The following is a 21,650-nucleotide window of genomic DNA, read 5'->3' as shown; positions in this document are numbered from 1 at the left end:
AATAAGATAGAAATCAATGTGATAGTTTTCTGCAGTAAAATGAACCTTTTAACAAAGTTCTATTAAAAAATTTATTTTAATTTGTAAGAGAATAAAATACTTAAAACAAACTAAAAATATATGTATTCAGTTTATTGGATTAAAATTAATCAATAATTAAAGATGATGTTGTTAAAAGGAGTGTAAATAACGATGCAGAAAAAAATAGGTCGCTTCATAATATCTGTAATAATTTTAACATTCACTATTACTAATATTCCATATGCGCAACCAATAGAGCCACCAGCACCATATGGACCAAAAGTTGAGGATTTGAAAAATAAGGAAGAACTTGTAAGAAATTTACGAGATATTGAAAGAATAAGAAAAAATTTAAGTGCTGTAAATATAAGTGCTGATTCAACCCCTGACGATTTGGAGGCTATTAATAAAGATTTAGAATATTATATACAACAATTTGAGGTTATTGAAAAAAATTTACAAAACCATAAAGTTTCATATAAAGATTCTTTTTCAGATGTATTTTTTTCAGAGCAAATTTTATTTGTAGCTGAAAGTTTTGTTATAAGCATAAGACAACAACAAAATTTAATAAGAGAATTAGGAATTAATAGAGAAGAAGCAAAAAAACTATTTTATTCATCATATTTAATACCAGTATATTATTACCTTACTTTAGGAGATAATATGATAGCTTATATTGAAACATATTTTAGGATAACTTAAATTTGTTTTTTAATTTTAATGACTATTAAATTTCTTTATAAATGCTTCTATAAAAATAATGACAACAAATATACTAATATAGTATATTTGTTGTCATTTTAATATTAATAAAAATTCAAATGTTTTTTATCAATTACAAAATTTGATATAACATTATTTTACTTGATTATTTCCCTTATCTTTATTATTGTTGTCCCTATTTTGGCCAAAGTTACTCTTGTTATTTTTATTCTTGTTATATTGAGAACTTCCCATATATATCACCACCTTAATTCAATACTTATTATTTGCGTAAAGAGTTTTTGATATTCACCTAAAAGCAAGTGTAAATTAAAGCAAATTAGTAATATATAGTTTGTTTATTTTAGTGGGTGTGAAATTAGAATAGTAGTGGTTTTTAGTATAAGTGTTATTAATTTTTGTATAATTAATTAAATACAATGGAATGAATAATTTTCTTATAAATATTATTTTGCAGGATAATTAGTTGCCCGGAACTAGGTACTATACTAGATAATTTTGAAGTGAGAAATAGTATGGGACTGTATAAAATAAAGTTTATACAGTCCTAGACTTATATATTTTAATATTATTAAATTTTTACATATTTACATTAATTCACGCCATCTCTAGTACAAGTATATTTAAAAGGTGGTTGAGTTTGAAGATAAAATCCATTTCTAACTTGAGAAATCCAATTTTGAAAAATTTGTAACCAAGCAGTACTATTAAAAAAATCCTCTAAAGGTAAATTCGGATTCCATTCTAGCAATAAGAAAGGTCCTATTCCAAAGGACCAAATTCCAGTTTGTTCAACCGTTGATTCTCTAATTAAAAGCATAGGAAGACCAAATTGAAAAGCCATAGCAGGTTCAATTTGAGCAAAAGGACTACCCTCCCAAGTTGTGAAATTTAGTTCTTCTCCTAAATTGTTTTCTAATGCTCTAACTTCTCTTTGAGCGAGGTTAAGAGCTATAAAGCCGTAGCTTGATAATATCATTCTTCTTATATTAGTTAGTGGTGGTTCAGGATATTGTTCAGAAACTGGAAGGGTTCTAGGAAGTAGTAGGGCTTTTTTGATTTCCATAATGATAGTGCTTACAAATTCTTGTTGAATTGAATTTAATCTACTTGGATGGCTAAGAAAAACTGGTATTCTATATAAAAGACTTGAACATTCTTGTATTACATTATTGCCCGATGGCATAAAAGGATTTTCAGGATTTAATTTATTTAACATAGTTATCTCATCTCCATAATAATTATTATTTTATCTTTTGATTCATATTACAGTATATAAAATGTATAAATGAAATGTTAATTAAATTGAGTAATTTATGAGATCATTATAAGCAAATATTCAGATTTATATAGAAATAATAAGAAAATATATATTTTTTTTGATAAAAGATATACAATTGTATGTAAGATTTTAACAAGTTATATTGACGTTTTTATGGAGGTTTAATATGGAGTATGTAATTACTAAAGAAATGATAAAGAACTCATTAGTTAGTAAAGGGGATATATCAAGACTTACTGAGGTTTTAAAGAAAGCACAAAGTGGACAAGATATAACAGTAGCTTTTTTAGGCGGGTCTATAACTCAAGGATGTAATGCAACTAGACAGGAAAATTGCTATGCAAGTAGAGCATATTTATGGTTTAAAGATACGTTTAGCAATACAAATGTCAATTTTATAAATGCAGGTGTTGGAGCAACTGGATCAATTATAGGAGTTCATAGAGTTCAAAGACAAGTATTAGATAAAAATCCAGATATAATATTTATTGACTTTGCTGTAAACGATAAAAGTACTATTTATGACAAGGTAGCTTATGAAAGCTTAATAAGAAGTATATTATCAATAGAAAATCCTCCAGCTATAGTGGAAGTATTTATGAGTAATTTCGATGGAAGTAATGTACAAGCTCAGCAAATAGAAATTGGGAAAAAATATAATATTCCAATGATAAGCTTCAGAGATACTGTACACTCAGAAATAGAAAAAGGAAATTTTAAATGGAGAGACGTGGCTACTGATGAAGTTCATCCAAATGATTATGGTCATTTCATAATATCAGAGCTATTAATTGATTTTATAAAAAACGTATTAGATGATATTAATAAAACTGATAATACTAAGATTGATAAAAAAGAAATCGATTTTGAAAGCACAGTCTTTGGAGAAAAATATAAGAATGGATTTATAGAAAATAATAAGTGTTTAGAAGTTAGTAAAATAGAAGGATTTATTAAAGATAATGAAGGCTTCCAAGTATTCCAGGATGGATGGAAATGCAATTTAGAAAAAGGAAAGACAGCATCCTTATCAGTTAATATTGAAGGAAAAAATATATTTTTATTATATAAAAAATCAATTAAAGAAACAGCAGGTGAAATAGAAGTAATAGTAGATGAAAATGATCCGATTATAATTGATACTTACTTCGAAGATGGATGGGGAGATTATTCGGCAACAGAGTTATTAGTTGAATCTGAAAATACATCTAATCATAAGATTCAAATAAGTGTAGTTGATGAAGAAAAATTAACAGAAACATATATAATGGGATTTTTAGTATCTTAGGAGGCAAGGATTTATGTACTTAGAAGAATTTAATATGAAAGATTATAAATTTATAGAAGCTGATAATTCTCATTATAAATATATGGGAAGAATTGATTTTGAAAATTCGAAGACACCAACAATTATTTACGCTGGTAGCATGATAAAAATTAAATTTAGCGGGACAAGTTTAAAAGTTGCTTTAAAGAATTACCATAATCATTATGAAAATGCTATTGGATTTATTATTGATAATGAAATAGAGGGCAAAGTTGTAATAAAAGAGCATTATAAAGATATAGTAATAGATATTGCAGAAGATTTAGAGGATAAATTACATGAGTTAATTTTGTATAAAAGATCTGATTCAGCTCATTATTTTGACTTTTACGGAATCATAATAGATAAAGATTCTTATACTGAAGAAACAAAGCAAAAATATAATAGAAGAATTGAGTGCTTTGGTGATTCAGTTTCAGCAGGAGAAGTATCTGAAGCACTTGATTATGTTGGTAAAGTAGATCCAGAAGGGCATGAAGGAATTTACTCTAATTCATGGTATTCATATTCAATGATAACAGCAAAAAACTTAGGAGCAGAAATTAATAATAATGCTCAAGGTGGAATTGCAGTAATGGATGGAACTGGTTATTTTAATCCAGATAGAGGGTATTTAGGTGCAGAATCTACTTACGATAAGCTTAGATATAACCCAGAGCTTGGATATTGTAATGATTGGGATTTTTCAAGATATACACCACATGTAGTAATTATGGCACTAGGACAAAATGATGCTCATCCTGAAAATTATATAGATAAGAATAGAGAAAAAAGGGAAATATGGAAATCTAAATATGCCGAGATAATAACAGATTTAAGAAGCAAATATCCAGATGCTTTATTTATAGTTATAACAACTATTTTAGATCATAGTAAGGGGTGGGATGATGCTCTTGATGAAATGGTTGATAAGTTAAATGATGAAAAGATAGTTAGATATAAGTTTAAGAGAAATGGATGTGGAACTCCAGGTCACATAAGAATTCCGGAAGCAGAGGAAATGGCAAATGAATTAACTAGCTATATAGAATCTTTTGGAGAATGTATATGGAAGTAAGTTTGTTATTAAAAAATATAACATTATTACAGAAATATAAACAATAATAAAGTATAAACAGCTTAAATATAGAAATTAAAGTTAATAGATAGTAAATTTAATATGTAATTGTTAACAAGTTTGTTTAGCTAGTAAAATTATTAATTTATATTCAATATAGGAATATTTAATTTGAAAACAGTAAGATTGGGAGGATTTTTATGGAAAAAGTAAAGATATTTGGAGAAAAATTAAGTAATATGCCTTGGCAAGATAAGCCAGAAGGCTTTGATGGAGTTATATGGAGACATGATGGTAATCCAATTATAAACTGGAATCCTACAAAGAAATCAGCAAGAATATTTAATAGCGCAGTATTACCTTATGAAGATGGATTTATAGGAATATTTAGAGCAGATCATAAAAATGGTAAGCCACAACTACATGTTGGTAGAAGTAAAGATGGACTAGATTGGGATATTGAAGATGAAGAAATTCATTGGAAAGATGAAGATGGAAATGATTATCAACCAAACTATTCTTATGATCCAAGATTAGTTAAAATTGAAGATACTTATTATATTGTTTGGTGTGCTGAATTTGGCGGAGCTGCACTTGGGCTTGGAACAACAAAAGACTTTAAAGAATTTGTTAGGCTTGAAAATCCATTTATTCCATTTAACAGAAATGGAGTTTTATTCCCAAGAAAAGTTAATGGAAAATACATGCTTTTAAGCAGACCGAGTGATAGTGGGCATACTCTTTTTGGAGATATATTTATAAGTGAAAGTCCAGATTTAGTTCACTGGGGAAGACATAGAAGAGTTATGAGTAAAGGTGGCTCAGGCTGGTGGCAAGGAACTAAAATTGGTGGAGGAACAACTCCAATAGAAACATCAGAAGGATGGTTAATGATTTATCATGGTGTATCTGGAACTTGTAATGGATTTGTTTATAGTATGGGAGCTGCAATTTTAGATAAAGAAAATCCTTCAAAAGTTTTATATAGAACAAGAGACTACCTATTAACTCCAGAAAAGGATTATGAAACAACAGGGTTTGTTCCAAATGTAGCATTCCCTTGTGCAACATTACAAGATGCTGAAACTGGAAGGATGGCTATTTATTATGGAGCAGCAGATACTTATGTAGCAGTAGCATATACACAAGTTGATGAGTTAGTTCAATATATAAAAGAAAATTCTGAGTTAGTATATGGAGATGAAATAGAATTTAAATAATCATTAGTTAATAGATAAAATATATTTATAAATTTTGCTATACTTTTATTAGGGGCCGTTATATATTATAACGGCTCTTATTTTTTATATAAAGCAAATTAATAAATATTAGAATCTATTAAATTTAAATAATATTTCATTAAAAAATATAAAAGATCTCATGTAATGATTTAATTTAATATTAGGAAACTTTATATTATAGTATCAGATAAGTATTTATATGTTATAATCTCATAAGAATATATAAAATTAGATATAGTAATGAATACAAACCTTACACTTGTGCACCAGAGTTTATTTTATATGATATAATTTCTCGTGTGATTTAGAAGAAGGACTTAGAAATTTTTTACCTAAGTATTGAGAAGCTAAGGCGGATCATATAGAAAATTTATCAACGCCAATTATTATTGATCAAAGTAGACTTGGAGGTAATTCAAGATTAACTTTAGGTACTATTACAGATATAAATTCATATTTAAGAGCTTTATATTCAAGATTTGGAAGTACTTATATAGGAAAAGCCAATATGTTTTCTTTTAATGATATTAATGGAATGTGCCCAGAATGTGAAGGACTTGGGAAGAAGTTAGTTCCTAATATGGATGAAATACTTGATATGAATAAGTCATTAAATGAAGGAGCTATTTTACTTTCAGGCTTTGGAGTAGGTTCTTGGCACTGGAAGATATTTGCTCAATCGGGTTATTTTGATAATGATAAGAAAATAAAGGATTATACAAAGGAAGAATTAGAAAAATTTTTATATGGAGAGTCACATAAGATTCAAATAGATGAAACAGGTACAACAAATATAACCTATGAAGGATTAATGAATAAGTTTAATAGATTATATTTAGGTAAGCAAGGTGATACATCTGAAGCAACAAAGAAAAAGTTAAGTAAGTTACTTATAGAAGACAAATGTCCTCTTTGTCATGGAAGAAGACTTCATCAAAGAGTTTATGATTGCTTAATTAATGGATATAATATTGCAGATTTAACTAGTATGCAAATTGATGAATTAGTTAAAGTGATAAAGGAAATAAATGAGCCAGAAGCGGAGCTTTTGATAAAAGGAATAGTAGAAAAATTGAATAACATAATTGATATAGGACTTGGGTACTTAACTTTAGATAGAGAAACATCAACATTATCTGGTGGGGAATCTCAACGTATAAAAATGGTAAAGTACTTAAATAGTAACCTTATAGATTTAATGTATATATTTGATGAGCCAAGTGTAGGGCTTCATCCAAGAGATGTACATAAATTAAATGATCTTTTGATAAAATTACGTGATAAAGGTAATACAGTAATAGTTGTTGAGCATGATCCAGATGTTATAAAAATTGCAGATCATATTATTGATGTAGGACCAAGAGCAGGAAGATATGGTGGAGAAATTGTATATGAAGGAAGCTATGAAAATCTTCTTACATCACGGACTTTAACTGGAAATACATTAAATAAAGCTTTAACTATTAAGGAAAACGTAAGAGAACATAAGGGATACTTAGAAGTTGTAAATGGTAATAGGAACAATTTGAAAAATGTATCGGTGACAATACCTAAAGGAATATTAACCTTAGTAACAGGTGTTGCAGGTTCAGGGAAAAGTACATTAATTAAATATGAATTTTTAAAACAAAATAAAGATGCTGTACTTATAGATCAAAGCCCTGTATCAGCTAATTCCAGATCTAGTTTAGCAACATATAGTGGAATTATGGACAATATAAGAAAAGCCTTTTCAAAAGTAAATAATGTTAATGTATCATTGTTTAGTTCGAATTCAGAAGGAGCTTGTGAAAACTGTAATGGAACTGGAGTTATAGAGACAAATCTTGCATTTATGGAAAATATAAAGAGTACTTGTGATGTCTGTGAAGGTAAAAAATTTAAAAAAGAAGTTTTAGATTATAGATTCCAAGGAAAGAACGTAATAGAAGTTCTTGAAATGTCAGTTACAGAAGCAATTGAATTTTTTGATATAAAACCAATAAAGACAAAGCTACAATCTATTGAAGATATGGGAATTGGATATTTAACTTTAGGTCAAACACTTGATACACTATCTGGAGGTGAGTGTCAAAGGTTAAAGCTTGCTAGTGAGTTACATAATAAGAGTTCAATATATATTTTAGATGAACCTACAACAGGTCTTCATATGTCTGATATAGAAAAGTTTGTTAATATAATAGAAGGCATTGTAGATAGAGGAAATACAGTTATAATAATTGAACATAATATAGATGTAATAAAAAGAGCAGATTGGATTATTGATATGGGACCTGAGGGTGGAACAAGAGGTGGAGAAATAATATTTGAGGGAACACCAAAGGAGCTATGTAACTGTAAAGAATCATTAACAGCAAAATATATAAGTTAGCTTTTATAGATTATAAATTACCAATTAAACTTAATGATATGTAGTAACTTTTCGAATTTAATATAATATCGAATACAATTATGAAGTTAATGCATATCATTAATGAGGCTAAATCTTCATTGGATAATCTTAAGTGGCAAGGTATAAGATGGAGAAGATAAATAGTTTATGGACATATACTATTTATCTTCTCATTATATTCGAATTTAATATAATGAGATAGCCAATAGTCACCTGTCTATTCTATACTTTTCTGTAACTTCTTTTTAAGACCATTAGCGAATACTGCAATTATTATTGAAATCAAGATAGGTAAGGCTCCTATCAGTATCGCTCCTGGTGCATCATCTTTATCTGCCAATAGAATAATGAATGGCATAACTAATAAATACAAGGTGCTGATTGTAAGCGCACAATATTTTATACTAATTAAAGCTTTAACAGAAGCTTGTGAGGAAATTTTGTTTTCGGAAATATAGTTTAAAAGTTTAAAAGATTTATACAATGCAATATAAAACGGTATTATTGATGTATATATACCTATTAAAATTGGATATAGTATATAGGCATAATTTGGATTTGCTGAATTATTAGCTAAAAAATAAAAACCAAATACACATAAAGCAAAAACTGTTATACTAATAACAATAATAGCTAATTTTAAAAAAACTGTTGTTCTTTGTTTCATAATAGCACCTCAATCATTTATTAATAAATTATATAATAATACAATATTTATTATTAATCAATATAAAAATATCATTAAACAATATATATTTATCTTAATTAGTAATATTCTCTTTATTGATTAAGAAGTAAGAATGTTACTAATTAAGATAATTAAGTAGATAAATATTATTATGGTAGTAGTATTATAAATGATTTTAAATTAGCGATTATAAGTATGATAATATTTACAGTATTTAGTTTGACAACAAGGAAGGTTGGCAAATGTAGATGGAAGGTTGCATTAGATAGTCAAAAATGATATAGGAATTAAATTAATTAGTTAAAGAAACTTTAAGCATTAGTGGATAAACCTTAATAAAAATTTTCACTAAAGTAAAAGATGATTATAATAAATTCCAAAGCACCAATAAAATAGAATAAATGATTAAAAGTTGACGCAGAATACCTTTTTATTTATAATTTCTTTAGAATTAAACTTTATAAGGAGAATAGCTAATGACAAATTTGGATTTTATTTATAACCGTAAAAGCATAAGACAGTTTAAGGATATACTAGTGAAAAGAGATGATATATTAGAGATAATAAAAGCTGGAACTTATGCACCATCTCCAAAGCATCAACAAAACTGGCATTTTGTTGTGTTACAAAATAAAGAAGTGATAGATGAAGTAGCTAACATAGTTACTAAAAGCCATGAAAGAATCGGACAACTTGCAAAAAATGAAAAAGATTTTAAAAGACATATGAGTGTAATAAATTATTATACATGTTTTAAAAACGCACCTGTTGTGATATTGGTATATGGCAGTGAATACAAAATGATAGAGTATAAGATATTAAAAGAAAATAATGCACCAAAAGAAGTTTTAGATGTATTATTATCACCACAATCAGCTGCCCAAGGAATAGGAGCAGCAGTGGAAAATATATTATTGGCGGCAACAGAAATGGGATATGGAACTTGTTATATGACAGGACCTACTCATGCAAAAAGTGAGATTGAAAGTTTGATTGACTTTAAAAAAGAGGGGTATGAACTTATGTCTATGGTTGCTTTAGGTTTACCTGAAGAAAATACTCCAGAACAGCCACCACGTAAACCATTAGAAGAAGTTGTAACATTTATAGATTAACAATAAAAATATATTTAAGCTATAATAAATAAAGTGTATAAAATTAGTATAGTTTAAATATTAAAACTGAATAGTATACTGTGATTTTGAGAAAACAGTACCCGAATTAGGATAATTTAAATTTATTTCAGTTTGGGTACTATTTTTTTATTAAAAATTAATGTAGATATATATTGACAATTTTTAAACAAAGTTATATAGTAGTTACTATAGGTAGCTACTATGTTTAAATTCCGATAAATAATTTGATAATAAAGTTATATGTTATAATAATTAATATTTAATATTTTATGAATTATTTGGAGGTAAATATGGAAAAAATTATAAATTTATTAAAGCATTTTAATTTTACTGAATCAGAATCGAAAATCTATATTGCATTATTACAAAATGGTCCAAGAAGTGGATATGAAGTAAGTAAAATATCAGGAGTACCTAGATCTAAAGTATATAATATATTAGAAATTTTAATTCAAAAAGGTGCTGTAATGGTAACTCATGTAGAGAAGTCTTCTTTATATAAGGCTGAATCCGTTGAATGCGTTATAAATAATCTTAAAAATCAAAATAAAAATATACTTTTAGAATTAGAATCTGAGCTAAAGCATTTTGATGAAAAAGTTGATAATGAACAAATTTGGCAAGTTAAAGGATATAGTAACTTGCTTGCAAAATGCTTTAGTATGATAAGAAATTCACAAGAACAAGTGCTAATTCAGGTTTGGAAAGAAGATTTGTCAAAAGAACTTGAGGAGATTTTACGTAGAAAGCAAGAAGAATTAGGAAAAGTATTAGTGGTTCTGTATGATTCTAAAGAAGAATACAGTACGAGCATCCCTTATTTCTATAGACATGGATTTGAAGTAAATAAGATTAATGATATAGGTGGAAGATGGATAACTGTTACTATTGATTCAAAAGAAATGTTTTATGCAACAATTAAAAATGATAAAGTTGCAGAAGGAATCTATACAAGTAATGATAGTATGGTTTTCTTTGCTAATGAATACATAAAACATGATGCATATTGTATCAGATTAATTGAACGAATGAGTGATGAGGAAAAAAGAAGTTTTGGTAGTAAAATGCTTGGAGTGAGAGATTTGTTTAATATTCAAAGGGAGTGAAGTTAATGATATTAAAAGTAGTATTATTATTCGTTATTATCATCAATGGTTTATTTGCAATTACATTCATAAGAGATTTAATAAAAAATAAAGGTGAATTTATGAAGGAAGATGGTAATCCAATTATAATAGCCATTTCTTCATTCATTATATTTGTGTTATCAACTTTTGGGATTTCTGATTTTGCTGTAAGTACTGTTTTTTATAGAAAAATGAAATTTGTTAATGATAAAAAATTGCCAGGTACTCTTAATACACAATGTGTTTTACCAGTTGCAGCAATGGCACTTATATATATATCATCAATAGATGTCGAAATAACAACTTTATTAGTTTGTATAATAGCTCAAGTTATAGGAGCATATATTGGACCAAGATTTGTTGTTAAAATGAATGTTACGTCAATAAAGAAATTTATTTCAGTTGGACTAATAATAGCAGCAATATTAATATTAATGGGTAAGTTTGGAGTATATCCATCAGGTGGAGCTGAGGTAGGGCTTACTGGTTGGAAACTAGTAATGTTAGGATTTTTATCTCTACTTTTTGGTGCATTTAATAATGTTGGCATAGGTTCATATGCTTTAACAATGGCAACAGTATATGCCTTAGGATTAAATCCGGCTGTAGCATTTCCTATAATGATGGGTGCTTGCACATTTTCAGTACCAATAGGAAGTATGCAATTTATTAAATTAGATTCATATTCACGTAAAATTACATTCTTTACTTCAACTTTTGGAGTCTTAGGAGTTATTGTAGCTGCATATGTTGTTAAAAGTTTAAATGTTAGTATGTTACAATGGGTAGTGGTTATTGTGCTATTATATAGTGCATACAATATGATTTCAGAAATACTAAAGAATAAAGCAATAAAAGAATTAAAAGAGAGTGTATAATATATAAATTTTATTAAAAGTTTTAGAACAGTGTAAAGGAGAAAATAATGGATATAGTAATACTAAGAGAAGATGATATAAAAAAAATTTTTACAATGTCAGATGCAATTCAAGCGGATAAAGACGCACTTGAGATATATTCAAAAAATGGAGCAGATATTCCACTAAGAGTAAATATAAATGTACCAGAGAGCGAAGGACAGAGTTTATATATGCCAGGGTATGCTGCTGATACAAATGCTTTAGGAGTAAAAATTGTTTCTGTATATCCTAAGAATATAGAAAAGGGGCTAACATCTGTACCAGCAACTATGGTTCTTGTGAATAATCAAACAGGGGAAGTTTGTTCATTGATGGATGGAACGTTTTTAACTAGGATAAGAACAGGAGCAGTATCAGGAGCAGCTACAGATATTTTGTCTAGAAAAGATTCAAAGGTATTTGCTCTTTTTGGTACTGGAGGACAAGCTGAAACACAACTCGAAGCTGTATTAAATGTAAGAGATATAGAATTGATTAAAGTATATGATATTTCAGAAGAAAGAACAAATAGCTTTGTAAAAAATATGAGTGAAAAATTTGAAGAAAAATTCTCGGTTAAGATAGTAGCGGCGAAATCATCAGATGATGCTATATACGATGCTGATATAATAACTGTTGTAACAACATCAAAGAAACCAGTATTTAATGGTAAGTTAGTTAAGAAGGGCGCTCATGTAAATGGAGTTGGTTCATATACACCAGATATGCAAGAAATAGATGAAAATTTAGTATGTACTGCAAAGGTATATGTAGATACAAAAGATGGTGTTTTTAATGAAAGTGGAGATTTAATAGTACCAGTAAATAAAGGTATCTATTCTTTTGATAAAGTTGTTGGAGAATTAGGTGAAGTTATCTTAAGTAAAGTACAAGGTCGTGAGAATGAAGATGAAATCACATTCTTTAAAACTGTAGGAAGTAGTGTATTAGATGTTGTTACTGCTCGTAGAATCTATGAAAAAGCTTTAGAGAATAAGGTTGGCGAGATAGTTAAATTATAGAAATTAAAAGAGTGATCATTAAAAATTATATAAAGATATTAATAGATAATAGAGATAAACTTCTTCTAAGACTAAAAAATCATCTTAGAAGAAGTTTTTTGATTAATTTCAAGGGGATAGCAAAACTTTAATCCCTTATTAAAAATATTACTATTAAAGAGTTATTATTTTTCAGATACTGGAATATTTTTAATAAGCTTTATTATATAACTTAGTGTATAAAATTCTCTATTTAATTCATTAGTAATAAAATTCAATCCTTTAATTAATGTTTCTTCATCAAAGTTTTCTAAAAGAATCATAATGTTTAAGTAATTAAGATCCCCATCTTTTGTGTCTAGAATTCTTGAAGCTTTTATGTATTTATTATTGAAAGTATTAAAAGCTGCATTTTTAAGTTCTTCGCTTATTTCTATTTTAGGCATTTCATCAAAGATTCTTATTCCTGGATTATCAATATCTAAATTTTTTGCTTGACTTATGTCTGTTGATACAAATATAGTATTTACAAATTTAGCATCTTTAAAGTCAACGTCTTGTAACTTAGCTGAGTCAAATATAGTGTTTTCAAAGGTTGCATTTTTAAAATTACTTTTTCTAAAATTTGTTCCTATAAATTCAGACCATTTAAAACTACATTTTAAAAAGCTAGATGATTTAAAATGTGCTCCTCTAAAATTTACATAATCAAAATTTGAGCCTGCAAAGTTACAGTTATAACAATTACTTTTCTCAAGATTTTGATACATGAAGTTTTTATCTTTCTTTTCTATATTATTATAATGAAAATTTCTTTTTACATTTTTATTTACAGCCATTAGTGCCTCCATCTTAATCCATTTGGATATAATAAGTTTTATTTTGGACATATTCAGTCTAGTTAATATTATCATACTGTTAAGATTATTACTAATAAATAATAAGAACTGATTAGAAAGTTAGAAATATTACACTTCATTCAATTGTAGAATCTAATATAGGTTTCAAGCATGATAATGTTTACTCAATGGTGATTTGATGATAGTATAAATTATAGTGTAAATATAAGTTATATTAAAAGATATACTTAGAATAGGAGAGGATTTAAAGTGAAGGAGTATAAGGGGTATGGCGGAAATAAAGAGCAATGACTTTACAAGTTACTTTAATTATAAGGATAAAAATCATGGGGTTTCTAGAAATGCAAATGATATGTATAAATACTGTATAGATAATAATTATGGAATGGGAACAGATAAAAGTTGGGCACTAAAGCATTTTCAATTAATAGAAAAATCTTTAGGTTCAGATGAAGAAATACTAATGTGTTTTATTGGTCTTCATAATTATATTAGCAGTAGTAAACATGATTCCAATTTTGCTTATGCTGTTATTAATAAAAGAATTATAATGGCACAAAAGAAGATGCTAGGAGAAATAATTCAAACCGTATCATTAAAAAAATATTAATGATATTACTATGACCACAGGTGCAATAACTGGTATTATTACTATAGATACTGTAAAGGAAACTTTTAATGTTGCAATAAATAAAAGTGAGCAAGAAACATTAATGATAAAATACATGAATTGATTTTAGATATACAGGAGTCTAAAGTAAATTCAGCAGAACAGAAAATAAGAGTGGAGCAGACCTACAGTTCAGTAGATGAGATTTTAAAATTTAAAGAATTGTTTGATATGGGTGTTATCACAGAAGAAGAGTTTAATATTAAGAAAAAACAAATCCTCGGTATTTAATTTACCTGTAAAACTATCAGCCATATATAAGAATGGTTTATTAGGTATAAGTATAATTTTATATTGCAGATATAAAATAAGCCCATGAGAATATCAATAGTAGATTTTCATGGGTTAAACTCATTATTTTGATAATATTTTATTAGAACTATAATTATTAATTTTAGTAAAATCTAAGTTATTTCAGTTAAATAGAGAATAGAAAAAATATAAGATAAGAGTAATAAAAAGTTTTATTCTGTAAATTGGGAAATGGTGTATAATTTATTTATATTAATTGTTTACAAGGAGGAAGAGGATTGGAATGAAAAAAAGTAAACAAATCACGATTTTTAGTAAACTATTATCTATAATAATTAATCCAATATTTATACTTGTATATTGGATATCATTTTATGAATTATATACTCTGTGTAGGTTTGGAAGAGTTGATCATAATATTACAATTTTATTTATATGTATGTTATTCTTTTTGGCTTGCATTATTTATTTAATAGTTGCTGTTAGAAAGAAAAATATGATTTCTCCACAATATCCTACAGATGATTATACTTTTGATGAGAACAGTAAAAGGAAGTGGAGTAAATTTTCATTAAAAACTATTGGGACATATATAGCTATAATTATTATGGTTATTATAACAGTATTTTATGGAGCAAAAATATATCATAGTGCAACAAACTTTAGGGGAAAGCTTTCGTGGGTTTTACATGATTTAGGTCATAAAAAAGAAATAAAACTTGAACATAATAATATATATGAAGATGGTATAGAAGGATTATTTAATGATATTAATGACAAAGTTCATATGCCTGAAACTTTATATGTTTCTGACGACTTTAGCCTTGAGTTTGATTCTGATGGAACAATTCAGTCAATTTATGGTTTTCTTTATGGAAAAAATGATAAAGATGAATTAGAAAGTTATTTAATTTCTTATGATAGTAACAAATCTAAAAAGATTATTATATCTTTAAATGGCTATGTTAATGCAGATTTTAATGAGGATAAGCTTTTAAAACCATTAATTGATACAATGAAAACTATTCCCCTTAAGGAAACGGTAAGTAATTGGAATGAAAATCAATATGGTATTCTTTATTATGGGAAAAGAAGCTTTGGTTTTAACAAAGAAGGAATTGTTTATATAGACTCTGAAGGAAATACAAAGTCACCAAGTGAAATACGTTCTGAAATAATAGGATATACAGTTTCAGTATATGTTCCAGGAAAAGAGGATATATATACTCCTGTTAGATATAACTTAGTAGAAGATTTAAATAATATAAAAGGCGATAAGCTAAATAAAAATGAAAATAGAAAACCTGTGAGTACAGCAAATAGTGAAGATAAAGAATTTTATTTATCTGATAGTATTGGATATAAATTAAGAGTTGTTGGAGCAGCAGCAGGTAGTAGGTTTTATTCTTTAGAAGGAACTAAGGATGGGGGAGCTACATGGGATATTATAAATAAAGATCCATTTATGGGAAGAGGTGGCGGAGCATCAGGTGTAGCCTTTATAAATGATAAGCTTGGATTTATAGCTTTATCTCATAGTGGTGGTAGTTATGGTGAACTATATCGTACTGAAGATGGAGGATTATCTTTTGAGATAATAGATATTCCTAAAATAGATGTAACTATTAATAATGGAAGTGTTATTTCTCCATTTGATTTTCCGGAAATGCCTTATGAAGAAAATGGAGTTTTAAATGTATTAGTTGGTCAAGGTTCTGATGGAGACTATAATGGAAATTCTAGTGCATTATATCAATCAAAAGATAATGGAAGTACATGGGAATATATTGAAGAAGTTAAGAAGGCAAGAGAATAAATAATAAAAAATATAGAAGCTGATAAATATAATGGTATAATTTCAATAAAATATAAATATTATGGAGGATAAATATGCTTACAATTGGTTATATTGGAAATGGAAAAAGTACTAATAGATATCATTTACCATTTGTTTTACAAAGAAAAAATATAAAGGTTAAAACAATATATCAAAGAAATCCTAAAAATGAAGCTTGGGATAGAATAGAAGGAGTAAACTATACATCTAACTTAGATGAATTATTAAATGATAAGGATATACAATTAATCGTAGTTTGTACAAAGCAAGATAGTCACTATAATTACGCAAAATTAGTATTGGAGCATAATAAGCATTGTTTAGTTGAAAAGCCATTTATGAAAACTTATGAAGAAGCAAAAGAAATATTTGACTTAGCAAAGGAAAAAGGGCTAATAGTTCAAGCATATCAAAATAGAAGGTTTGATAGTGACTTTTTAACAGTTCAAAAGGTAATAGAAGAAGGTAAGCTTGGAGATTTGCTAGAGCTTGAGATGCATTTTGATTATTATCGTCCAGAGGTACCAGAATCAACTCACAGTTTTTCACCTTATGATTCATATTTATATGGTCATGCTTGTCATACATTAGATCAAGTTATAAGTTATTTTGGAGAACCAGATAAAATTAATTATGATGTTAGACAATTACTAGGAACAGGCAGAATGAATGACTATTTTGATTTGGATTTATATTATGGAGTATTAAAAGTATCTGTTAAATCTAGTTACTTTAGAATAAAAGAAAGACCTAGCTTTGTTTTATATGGCAAAAAAGGATGCTTTGTAAAAGAAACTAAAGATAGACAAGAAGAGCATTTAAAGATGTTTTATATGCCAACAAATAAGGACTTTGGAGTTGATACCTTTAATCATTATGGAACATTAACATACATGGATGATGAAGGAACAATTCATGAGGAAAAAGTTAAATCTGTTAATGGTGATTATGGAAGAGTGTATGATGATTTATATGAAGCAATAGTAAATAATAAAGATAAAACTATAACAGATGAGCAAACTTTACTGCAACTAAAAATATTAGAAGAGGGAATTAAGAATTTAAAGTAAGATAATATTGTAGATATCTTTAAACGTAGTAGATTAAAGATATCTTTTACTTTAAATTTTATAGTATTATAGGATACATTCAGATAGTATGTGAATATATGGCTCTGAAGTTGTGAATTTATAAGTTAGTAGGGAAGGGGATGGTTATATGAAAGTTGCATTAATTACAGGAGCAGCAAAAGGAATAGGATACCACTTGGCAAAAGGCTTTGTTGATAAAGGCTATAAAGTGATTGCAATTGATATTTTAGATGCTAAATACAATAATGAAAATATTGATTTTTATAAGGCTGATTTGAAAAGTGAAAGTGAAATAAAAGAAGTTTTTTCTGAGGTTATTGAAAGGTATGGAGCTATTCATATATTGATAAATAATGGAGCAATAAGTTCATATAGTAAATCTATATTTGATATAAATGTAGAAGAATTTGATAATGTTCTAAATACAAATTTGAGAGGTAGCTTTATTTGTTGCAAAGAGTTTGTAAAAGCAAATAAAGGAGAAAGTTTTGGAAGGATTATAAATATATCTTCAACTAGATATAATCAAAATGAAGCAGATTGGGAGGCCTACGGAGCTTCGAAAGGTGGAATAGTTTCCTTAACTAACAGTTTAGTTATATCTTTATCAAAGACACCGATAACTGTAAATGCTATAAGTCCTGGATGGATACAAGTAGATAAATATGAAGAACTTAGAGAAATAGACCATAAGCAACATCCATCTGGAAGAGTAGGAAAGCCGAGTGATATATTAAAAACATGCTTGTTTTTATGTGAAGAAGATAATGATTTTATAAATGGAGCAAATATCATTATAGATGGTGGAATGACAAAAAAGATGATTTATGAAGAATAATTTTTATAAAATGTAAATTAATCATAATAATATGTATTAATTTTCCGATTTTCATATAATATCGAATACAATTCTAAATTTAAGATAGCTAAGATGGCTAAATTTTTATAACTCGCTATGCTCAAACAATAAAAACTTTTAACACAATCCTAGCTATCTTAAATAAGAATTGTAGTTTCTCATTATAATAAAATCTCCAATTTAATACATATCATTAATGAGGTTAATTCTTCATTTGATAATTTAAAGTGGCGAAATATAAGTTGGCTAAGATAAATAGAATATGTGAAATAAGCCTAGTACTTCTTTGCGTAGCTATTTAGCTTATAGAACATATCTAGTTATCGTAGCCTTTATATTTGTGCTACAGGCATTTTTGCTATTATAAGATTTCTAATATCTCAACAGAGTATTTATCTTCAGGAGCATCAACTTCAACAATATCTCCAACTTTTTTACCTTTTAAAGCCAATCCAAGGTCTGATTCTATGCTTATACACATATTTTCAGGGTCTGAATCCATAACAGTAACTAAAGTAACAACGTCTTCAAAATCATCTTCAATGAATTTGATTTTGGCCTTACTATTTATTCCTAAAGTAGATTTATCGATTTCTTCGTCATCTATAATAGTTGCTGTTGAAATCATATTTAATAAGTATTGAATTCTATTATCATTTTCTCTATAGTTTGCACAAGCTTCCTTGTATTCTGCATTTTCAGATCTATCACCATGTGCAGCTGCTATTGCTTTTTCTTTTGCAATTTCAGCTCTTTTTACTGTCATTCTATATTCTAATTCTTCTCTTAATTTTTTTATATTTTCTTCAGTTAGCGTATTATTCATAAAACTAAACCCCTCTCAAAAGATATCATGCTAATATTATATAATATATAGAAAAAAATAAAAGATTATTTAGATAAAAGCAATATAATATATTATGTAAATAATTTTAAGGAGGAGAAAAAATGAATAAGAAATTAGCAATAATAATAGTTTCCATAGTTTCTGTATTAATTATATTTGGAGTTATACTATTCAATATGATTAATAGAAGTAAAGATGAAAATGTAAATGAGAATAAATATGAAGCAAATAATATAGAAACGACAGAAAATCAAAGTGAAATAATTAACTTTATAAGTTCAATAGCTGGTCTTCAAGCAAGTAATATAGAAGTAATAAATGATCCAATAGGAATTAAGGGTGAGTTATTTGCCCCAGAAGAAACTATATTAAATGGAGTAGATTATTTTTTAGAAAAAACTAATAATGAAAAAATGAAAGATGTAAAAATAAATATAGAAGAAGGAGATATAAGTATTTATGTAAATTATGAAGTATTAAATAACATAAAAACACCTGTTGAAGTAAAAGTTAAGCCAAGCATTAATGATGACGAGGATTTAGTAATAACAATAGATGAAGTAAGGTTTTTAGATTTAAAAATAGCAGATTGGATAGTTAATTTAGCTTTAAAGAGTTTCGTAAAAGATTGGTTTCCTGAAGACGGAAAAATAAATGTAAAATTCAATAAAGGAGATGTAATAGTATATAAGGATAATTTTAAGGGAGTTAATTTACAATCAGTTTTATTAGAAGAAGCTGGACTTAAAATAAATGCTATTATAGATTTAAAATATGTTATTAATGATTCAAAGTTAATTAATAAAAATTAAGATATAGTATTTTAAAGTTAATTTCTATAATACTAATAATGAATGCCAAATAAAAAAATAAAATTTACATAAACTATAACTAAGACTTTTTAAAAAAGAAGTATATAATATAATGTATAAATAAATTCGTACATTAAAATTATGGGAGGTATAAATATGTTTGACTTAAAGGGGAAAATAGCAGTTGTTACAGGTGCATCAAGTGGACTTGGAAGAGATGCAGCATTAGCATATGCAAAAGAAGGTGCAAATGTTTGTGTATTAGCAAGAAGAATTGAGAAAATAGAAAGCTTAGCAAAGGAAATAGAAGCTTTAGGAGTAGAGTCCATTGCTATTAAATGTGATGTTACTAATGAAGAGGCAGTTAAAGTAGCAGTAGAAACTATTGTTAATAAATTTGGAAGAGTGGATATTTTATTAAATAATGCAGGAATAGCAGTGCGTGGTGGAGTGGAGACACTTAGTGAAGAAGAATGGGATAAGAGTATGGATACTAATGTGAAGGGCATTTATTTAGTTAGTAAATATGTGATTCCAGTTATGAAGAAGCAAAATTATGGGAAAGTAGTTAATGTTAGTTCTATTAATGCATTATTAGCAGATAAAGCTGATATATTTATTAGACACTCTTATAATGCATCTAAAGCAGCAGTTTTAGGATTGTCAAGAGGTATGGCGGCATCCTATGCTCAATTTGGTATCACCGTAAATTCTGTTTGTCCAGGGTTATTTGAATCTGAAATGACTGAAGATACATTATTTAAATCTCAAGAATTTTTAAAGAGCTATAATACGCTTTGTCCAGCTTCTAGACCTGCTAAAAAAGGTGAGTTAAATGGGACTATTTTATACTTCTCATCTGATGCATCAAGTTATGTAACAGGACAGCATATTGTAGTAGATGGCGGATTATCAATAGTTTAAAGTAGATAGAAATAATTTTAAAGAGCAATTTATAACAAGGGCGAAATAATCGCCCTTTATTTTTTATAATTTAAAAGATTCTCTTTGAGTTGAGGAATGAAAATAGAGAATTACGTTCAACAGAAGAACCCCATACTTTATCATAGATACAGCTTATATTATCACCAATTAAAGGTGCAACTTTATAGACTCCAGGCACATCGTAGTAAGATGCGATAACATGAAATATATTACTGATAGAATTATCTTGATAAAGTTGTAAGCCAGCATAATATCTTGAATATTCTTTTAGAAGATAACTATTTAGTTCTTTGCTAAAATCTATATAAGAAGATTCAAGTCCAGGTCTGACGATAATTTCATTTACATTATAGAATAAATTTTTGTTTTTCATATCAAACACCTCTTAAATGAAGTTGTTTTATTATAATTTATAATATGTAAAATACTCATTTAAAGTGAGGGTTTCTTAGGATTTTATATAATTATTTTAATTATGATATAAATAGAGAAATATATTTATTATAAAGTTATTATGGTAGAATAATATTATTAAATTAATAGCAAGGATACATATTACGATATTTGAAAATGATAATAG

The 21,650-nt window shown here is 27.2% G+C and carries 21 protein-coding genes; 16 read left to right on the top strand and 5 right to left on the bottom strand.

The features are described from left to right. The first annotated feature begins 192 nt into the window (after positions 1 to 192). Positions 193 to 726, top strand: a complete 534-nt coding sequence (locus tag J2Z25_RS03950; protein ID WP_209738504.1) for a hypothetical protein — start codon at positions 193 to 195, stop codon at positions 724 to 726. A 613-nt stretch (positions 727 to 1,339) separates the two neighbouring features. Here J2Z25_RS03950 and J2Z25_RS03945 read toward each other — a convergent pair. Continuing rightward, positions 1,340 to 1,966: a hypothetical protein gene (locus J2Z25_RS03945; RefSeq protein ID WP_209738502.1), complete on the bottom strand. Its 627-nt coding sequence runs from the start codon at positions 1,964 to 1,966 to the stop codon at positions 1,340 to 1,342. 229 nt (positions 1,967 to 2,195) lie between these two features. Between J2Z25_RS03945 and J2Z25_RS03940 the strand changes: the two genes are divergently transcribed. The 4 genes from J2Z25_RS03940 (at position 2,196) to J2Z25_RS03925 (ending at position 8,025) form a co-directional block, all read left to right on the top strand. After that, positions 2,196 to 3,317 (top strand): SGNH/GDSL hydrolase family protein, encoded by a 1,122-nt coding sequence (locus J2Z25_RS03940; protein ID WP_209738501.1) that lies wholly within the window; start codon positions 2,196 to 2,198, stop codon positions 3,315 to 3,317. A 13-nt stretch (positions 3,318 to 3,330) separates the two neighbouring features. Continuing rightward, complete coding sequence (locus J2Z25_RS03935) at positions 3,331 to 4,413, top strand: SGNH/GDSL hydrolase family protein (protein ID WP_245173058.1); 1,083 nt, start codon at positions 3,331 to 3,333, stop codon at positions 4,411 to 4,413. A 200-nt stretch (positions 4,414 to 4,613) separates the two neighbouring features. Beyond that, positions 4,614 to 5,633 (top strand): glycoside hydrolase family 130 protein, encoded by a 1,020-nt coding sequence (locus J2Z25_RS03930; RefSeq protein WP_209738499.1) that lies wholly within the window; start codon positions 4,614 to 4,616, stop codon positions 5,631 to 5,633. Between the two features lie 529 nt (positions 5,634 to 6,162). Then, on the top strand, positions 6,163 to 8,025 hold the full coding sequence (locus tag J2Z25_RS03925) for an ATP-binding cassette domain-containing protein (RefSeq protein WP_245173057.1): 1,863 nt from the start codon (positions 6,163 to 6,165) through the stop codon (positions 8,023 to 8,025). Positions 8,026 to 8,263: 238 nt separating this feature from the next. Here the strand turns inward: J2Z25_RS03925 and J2Z25_RS03920 are convergent, their stop codons facing one another. Then, positions 8,264 to 8,713, bottom strand: a complete 450-nt coding sequence (locus J2Z25_RS03920) for a DUF2975 domain-containing protein (protein ID WP_209738497.1) — start codon at positions 8,711 to 8,713, stop codon at positions 8,264 to 8,266. A 497-nt stretch (positions 8,714 to 9,210) separates the two neighbouring features. On the opposite strand from J2Z25_RS03920, the gene J2Z25_RS03915 reads away from it, so the two are divergent. The 4 genes from J2Z25_RS03915 to J2Z25_RS03900 all read left to right on the top strand — a co-directional run bounded on the left by J2Z25_RS03915 (position 9,211) and on the right by J2Z25_RS03900 (position 12,918). Continuing rightward, entirely contained in the window at positions 9,211 to 9,849 is a 639-nt protein-coding gene (locus J2Z25_RS03915) for a nitroreductase family protein (RefSeq protein WP_209738495.1), read from the top strand. A gap of 311 nt (positions 9,850 to 10,160) precedes the next feature. Continuing rightward, on the top strand, positions 10,161 to 10,976 hold the full coding sequence (locus J2Z25_RS03910; protein ID WP_209738493.1) for a TrmB family transcriptional regulator: 816 nt from the start codon (positions 10,161 to 10,163) through the stop codon (positions 10,974 to 10,976). 5 nt (positions 10,977 to 10,981) lie between these two features. Beyond that, complete coding sequence (locus J2Z25_RS03905) at positions 10,982 to 11,875, top strand: sulfite exporter TauE/SafE family protein (RefSeq protein WP_209738491.1); 894 nt, start codon at positions 10,982 to 10,984, stop codon at positions 11,873 to 11,875. Between the two features lie 47 nt (positions 11,876 to 11,922). Further along, positions 11,923 to 12,918 carry an ornithine cyclodeaminase family protein gene (locus J2Z25_RS03900; RefSeq protein ID WP_245173056.1) on the top strand — a complete coding sequence of 332 codons (996 nt, stop codon included), beginning with the start codon at positions 11,923 to 11,925 and terminating at the stop codon, positions 12,916 to 12,918. A 164-nt stretch (positions 12,919 to 13,082) separates the two neighbouring features. Here the strand turns inward: J2Z25_RS03900 and J2Z25_RS03895 are convergent, their stop codons facing one another. Then, complete coding sequence (locus J2Z25_RS03895) at positions 13,083 to 13,736, bottom strand: pentapeptide repeat-containing protein (protein ID WP_209738489.1); 654 nt, start codon at positions 13,734 to 13,736, stop codon at positions 13,083 to 13,085. Between the two features lie 289 nt (positions 13,737 to 14,025). Between J2Z25_RS03895 and J2Z25_RS03890 the strand changes: the two genes are divergently transcribed. The 5 genes from J2Z25_RS03890 to J2Z25_RS03870 all read left to right on the top strand — a co-directional run bounded on the left by J2Z25_RS03890 (position 14,026) and on the right by J2Z25_RS03870 (position 18,445). Then, on the top strand, positions 14,026 to 14,367 hold the full coding sequence (locus J2Z25_RS03890) for a PH domain-containing protein (protein WP_209738487.1): 342 nt from the start codon (positions 14,026 to 14,028) through the stop codon (positions 14,365 to 14,367). A 120-nt stretch (positions 14,368 to 14,487) separates the two neighbouring features. Further along, the gene (locus J2Z25_RS03885) at positions 14,488 to 14,658 is read left to right on the top strand and encodes an SHOCT domain-containing protein (protein ID WP_245173055.1); all 171 of its coding nucleotides are present in this window, start codon (positions 14,488 to 14,490) and stop codon (positions 14,656 to 14,658) included. Positions 14,659 to 14,962: 304 nt separating this feature from the next. Next, the gene (locus J2Z25_RS03880) at positions 14,963 to 16,495 is read left to right on the top strand and encodes a WD40/YVTN/BNR-like repeat-containing protein (RefSeq protein WP_209738485.1); all 1,533 of its coding nucleotides are present in this window, start codon (positions 14,963 to 14,965) and stop codon (positions 16,493 to 16,495) included. A 74-nt stretch (positions 16,496 to 16,569) separates the two neighbouring features. Beyond that, on the top strand, positions 16,570 to 17,586 hold the full coding sequence (locus tag J2Z25_RS03875) for an oxidoreductase (protein ID WP_209738483.1): 1,017 nt from the start codon (positions 16,570 to 16,572) through the stop codon (positions 17,584 to 17,586). A gap of 148 nt (positions 17,587 to 17,734) precedes the next feature. Beyond that, positions 17,735 to 18,445 carry an SDR family oxidoreductase gene (locus J2Z25_RS03870; RefSeq protein ID WP_209738481.1) on the top strand — a complete coding sequence of 237 codons (711 nt, stop codon included), beginning with the start codon at positions 17,735 to 17,737 and terminating at the stop codon, positions 18,443 to 18,445. Positions 18,446 to 18,827: 382 nt separating this feature from the next. On the opposite strand, the gene J2Z25_RS03865 is transcribed toward J2Z25_RS03870, so the two are convergent. Beyond that, entirely contained in the window at positions 18,828 to 19,292 is a 465-nt protein-coding gene (locus J2Z25_RS03865) for a GreA/GreB family elongation factor (RefSeq protein ID WP_008679997.1), read from the bottom strand. A gap of 122 nt (positions 19,293 to 19,414) precedes the next feature. Here J2Z25_RS03865 and J2Z25_RS03860 point away from each other — a divergent pair, with 122 nt between their 5' ends. Together J2Z25_RS03860 and J2Z25_RS03855 are read left to right on the top strand one after the other, a co-directional pair. Next, a complete protein-coding gene (locus J2Z25_RS03860; RefSeq protein WP_209738479.1) occupies positions 19,415 to 20,125 on the top strand; it encodes a hypothetical protein in 711 nt (236 codons plus the stop codon). Positions 20,126 to 20,281: 156 nt separating this feature from the next. Beyond that, on the top strand, positions 20,282 to 21,049 hold the full coding sequence (locus J2Z25_RS03855; protein ID WP_209738477.1) for an SDR family NAD(P)-dependent oxidoreductase: 768 nt from the start codon (positions 20,282 to 20,284) through the stop codon (positions 21,047 to 21,049). A gap of 70 nt (positions 21,050 to 21,119) precedes the next feature. Here J2Z25_RS03855 and J2Z25_RS03850 read toward each other — a convergent pair whose 3' ends face one another. Next, on the bottom strand, positions 21,120 to 21,443 hold the full coding sequence (locus J2Z25_RS03850; RefSeq protein ID WP_209738475.1) for a hypothetical protein: 324 nt from the start codon (positions 21,441 to 21,443) through the stop codon (positions 21,120 to 21,122). Between the last annotated feature and the right edge of the window lie 207 nt (positions 21,444 to 21,650).

Origin of the sequence: Clostridium tertium, from assembly GCF_017873245.1 — a bacterium.
Taxonomy (GTDB): Bacteria; Bacillota; Clostridia; order Clostridiales; family Clostridiaceae; genus Clostridium; species Clostridium tertium.
The sequence above is the reverse complement of the archived record's forward strand: the minus strand, read 5'-3'. Positions and strand labels throughout refer to the sequence as shown.

Excerpts from the sequence above, each read along its gene's own strand:
- J2Z25_RS03905 (WP_209738491.1), top strand. The coding sequence starts at position 10,982 with ATGATATTAAAAGTAGTATTATTATTCGTTATTATCATCAATGGTTTA.
- J2Z25_RS03915 (WP_209738495.1), top strand. The coding sequence starts at position 9,211 with ATGACAAATTTGGATTTTATTTATAACCGTAAAAGCATAAGACAGTTT.
- J2Z25_RS03940 (WP_209738501.1), top strand. The coding sequence starts at position 2,196 with ATGGAGTATGTAATTACTAAAGAAATGATAAAGAACTCATTAGTTAGT.
- J2Z25_RS03930 (WP_209738499.1), top strand. The coding sequence starts at position 4,614 with ATGGAAAAAGTAAAGATATTTGGAGAAAAATTAAGTAATATGCCTTGG.
- J2Z25_RS03900 (WP_245173056.1), top strand. The coding sequence starts at position 11,923 with ATGGATATAGTAATACTAAGAGAAGATGATATAAAAAAAATTTTTACA.
- J2Z25_RS03920 (WP_209738497.1), bottom strand. The coding sequence starts at position 8,713 with ATGAAACAAAGAACAACAGTTTTTTTAAAATTAGCTATTATTGTTATT.
- J2Z25_RS03875 (WP_209738483.1), top strand. The coding sequence starts at position 16,570 with ATGCTTACAATTGGTTATATTGGAAATGGAAAAAGTACTAATAGATAT.
- J2Z25_RS03865 (WP_008679997.1), bottom strand. The coding sequence starts at position 19,292 with ATGAATAATACGCTAACTGAAGAAAATATAAAAAAATTAAGAGAAGAA.
- J2Z25_RS03945 (WP_209738502.1), bottom strand. The coding sequence starts at position 1,966 with ATGTTAAATAAATTAAATCCTGAAAATCCTTTTATGCCATCGGGCAAT.
- J2Z25_RS03935 (WP_245173058.1), top strand. The coding sequence starts at position 3,331 with ATGTACTTAGAAGAATTTAATATGAAAGATTATAAATTTATAGAAGCT.
- J2Z25_RS03860 (WP_209738479.1), top strand. The coding sequence starts at position 19,415 with ATGAATAAGAAATTAGCAATAATAATAGTTTCCATAGTTTCTGTATTA.
- J2Z25_RS03890 (WP_209738487.1), top strand. The coding sequence starts at position 14,026 with ATGGCGGAAATAAAGAGCAATGACTTTACAAGTTACTTTAATTATAAG.
- J2Z25_RS03850 (WP_209738475.1), bottom strand. The coding sequence starts at position 21,443 with ATGAAAAACAAAAATTTATTCTATAATGTAAATGAAATTATCGTCAGA.
- J2Z25_RS03950 (WP_209738504.1), top strand. The coding sequence starts at position 193 with ATGCAGAAAAAAATAGGTCGCTTCATAATATCTGTAATAATTTTAACA.
- J2Z25_RS03895 (WP_209738489.1), bottom strand. The coding sequence starts at position 13,736 with ATGGCTGTAAATAAAAATGTAAAAAGAAATTTTCATTATAATAATATA.
- J2Z25_RS03880 (WP_209738485.1), top strand. The coding sequence starts at position 14,963 with ATGAAAAAAAGTAAACAAATCACGATTTTTAGTAAACTATTATCTATA.
- J2Z25_RS03925 (WP_245173057.1), top strand. The coding sequence starts at position 6,163 with ATGTTTTCTTTTAATGATATTAATGGAATGTGCCCAGAATGTGAAGGA.
- J2Z25_RS03855 (WP_209738477.1), top strand. The coding sequence starts at position 20,282 with ATGTTTGACTTAAAGGGGAAAATAGCAGTTGTTACAGGTGCATCAAGT.
- J2Z25_RS03910 (WP_209738493.1), top strand. The coding sequence starts at position 10,161 with ATGGAAAAAATTATAAATTTATTAAAGCATTTTAATTTTACTGAATCA.
- J2Z25_RS03870 (WP_209738481.1), top strand. The coding sequence starts at position 17,735 with ATGAAAGTTGCATTAATTACAGGAGCAGCAAAAGGAATAGGATACCAC.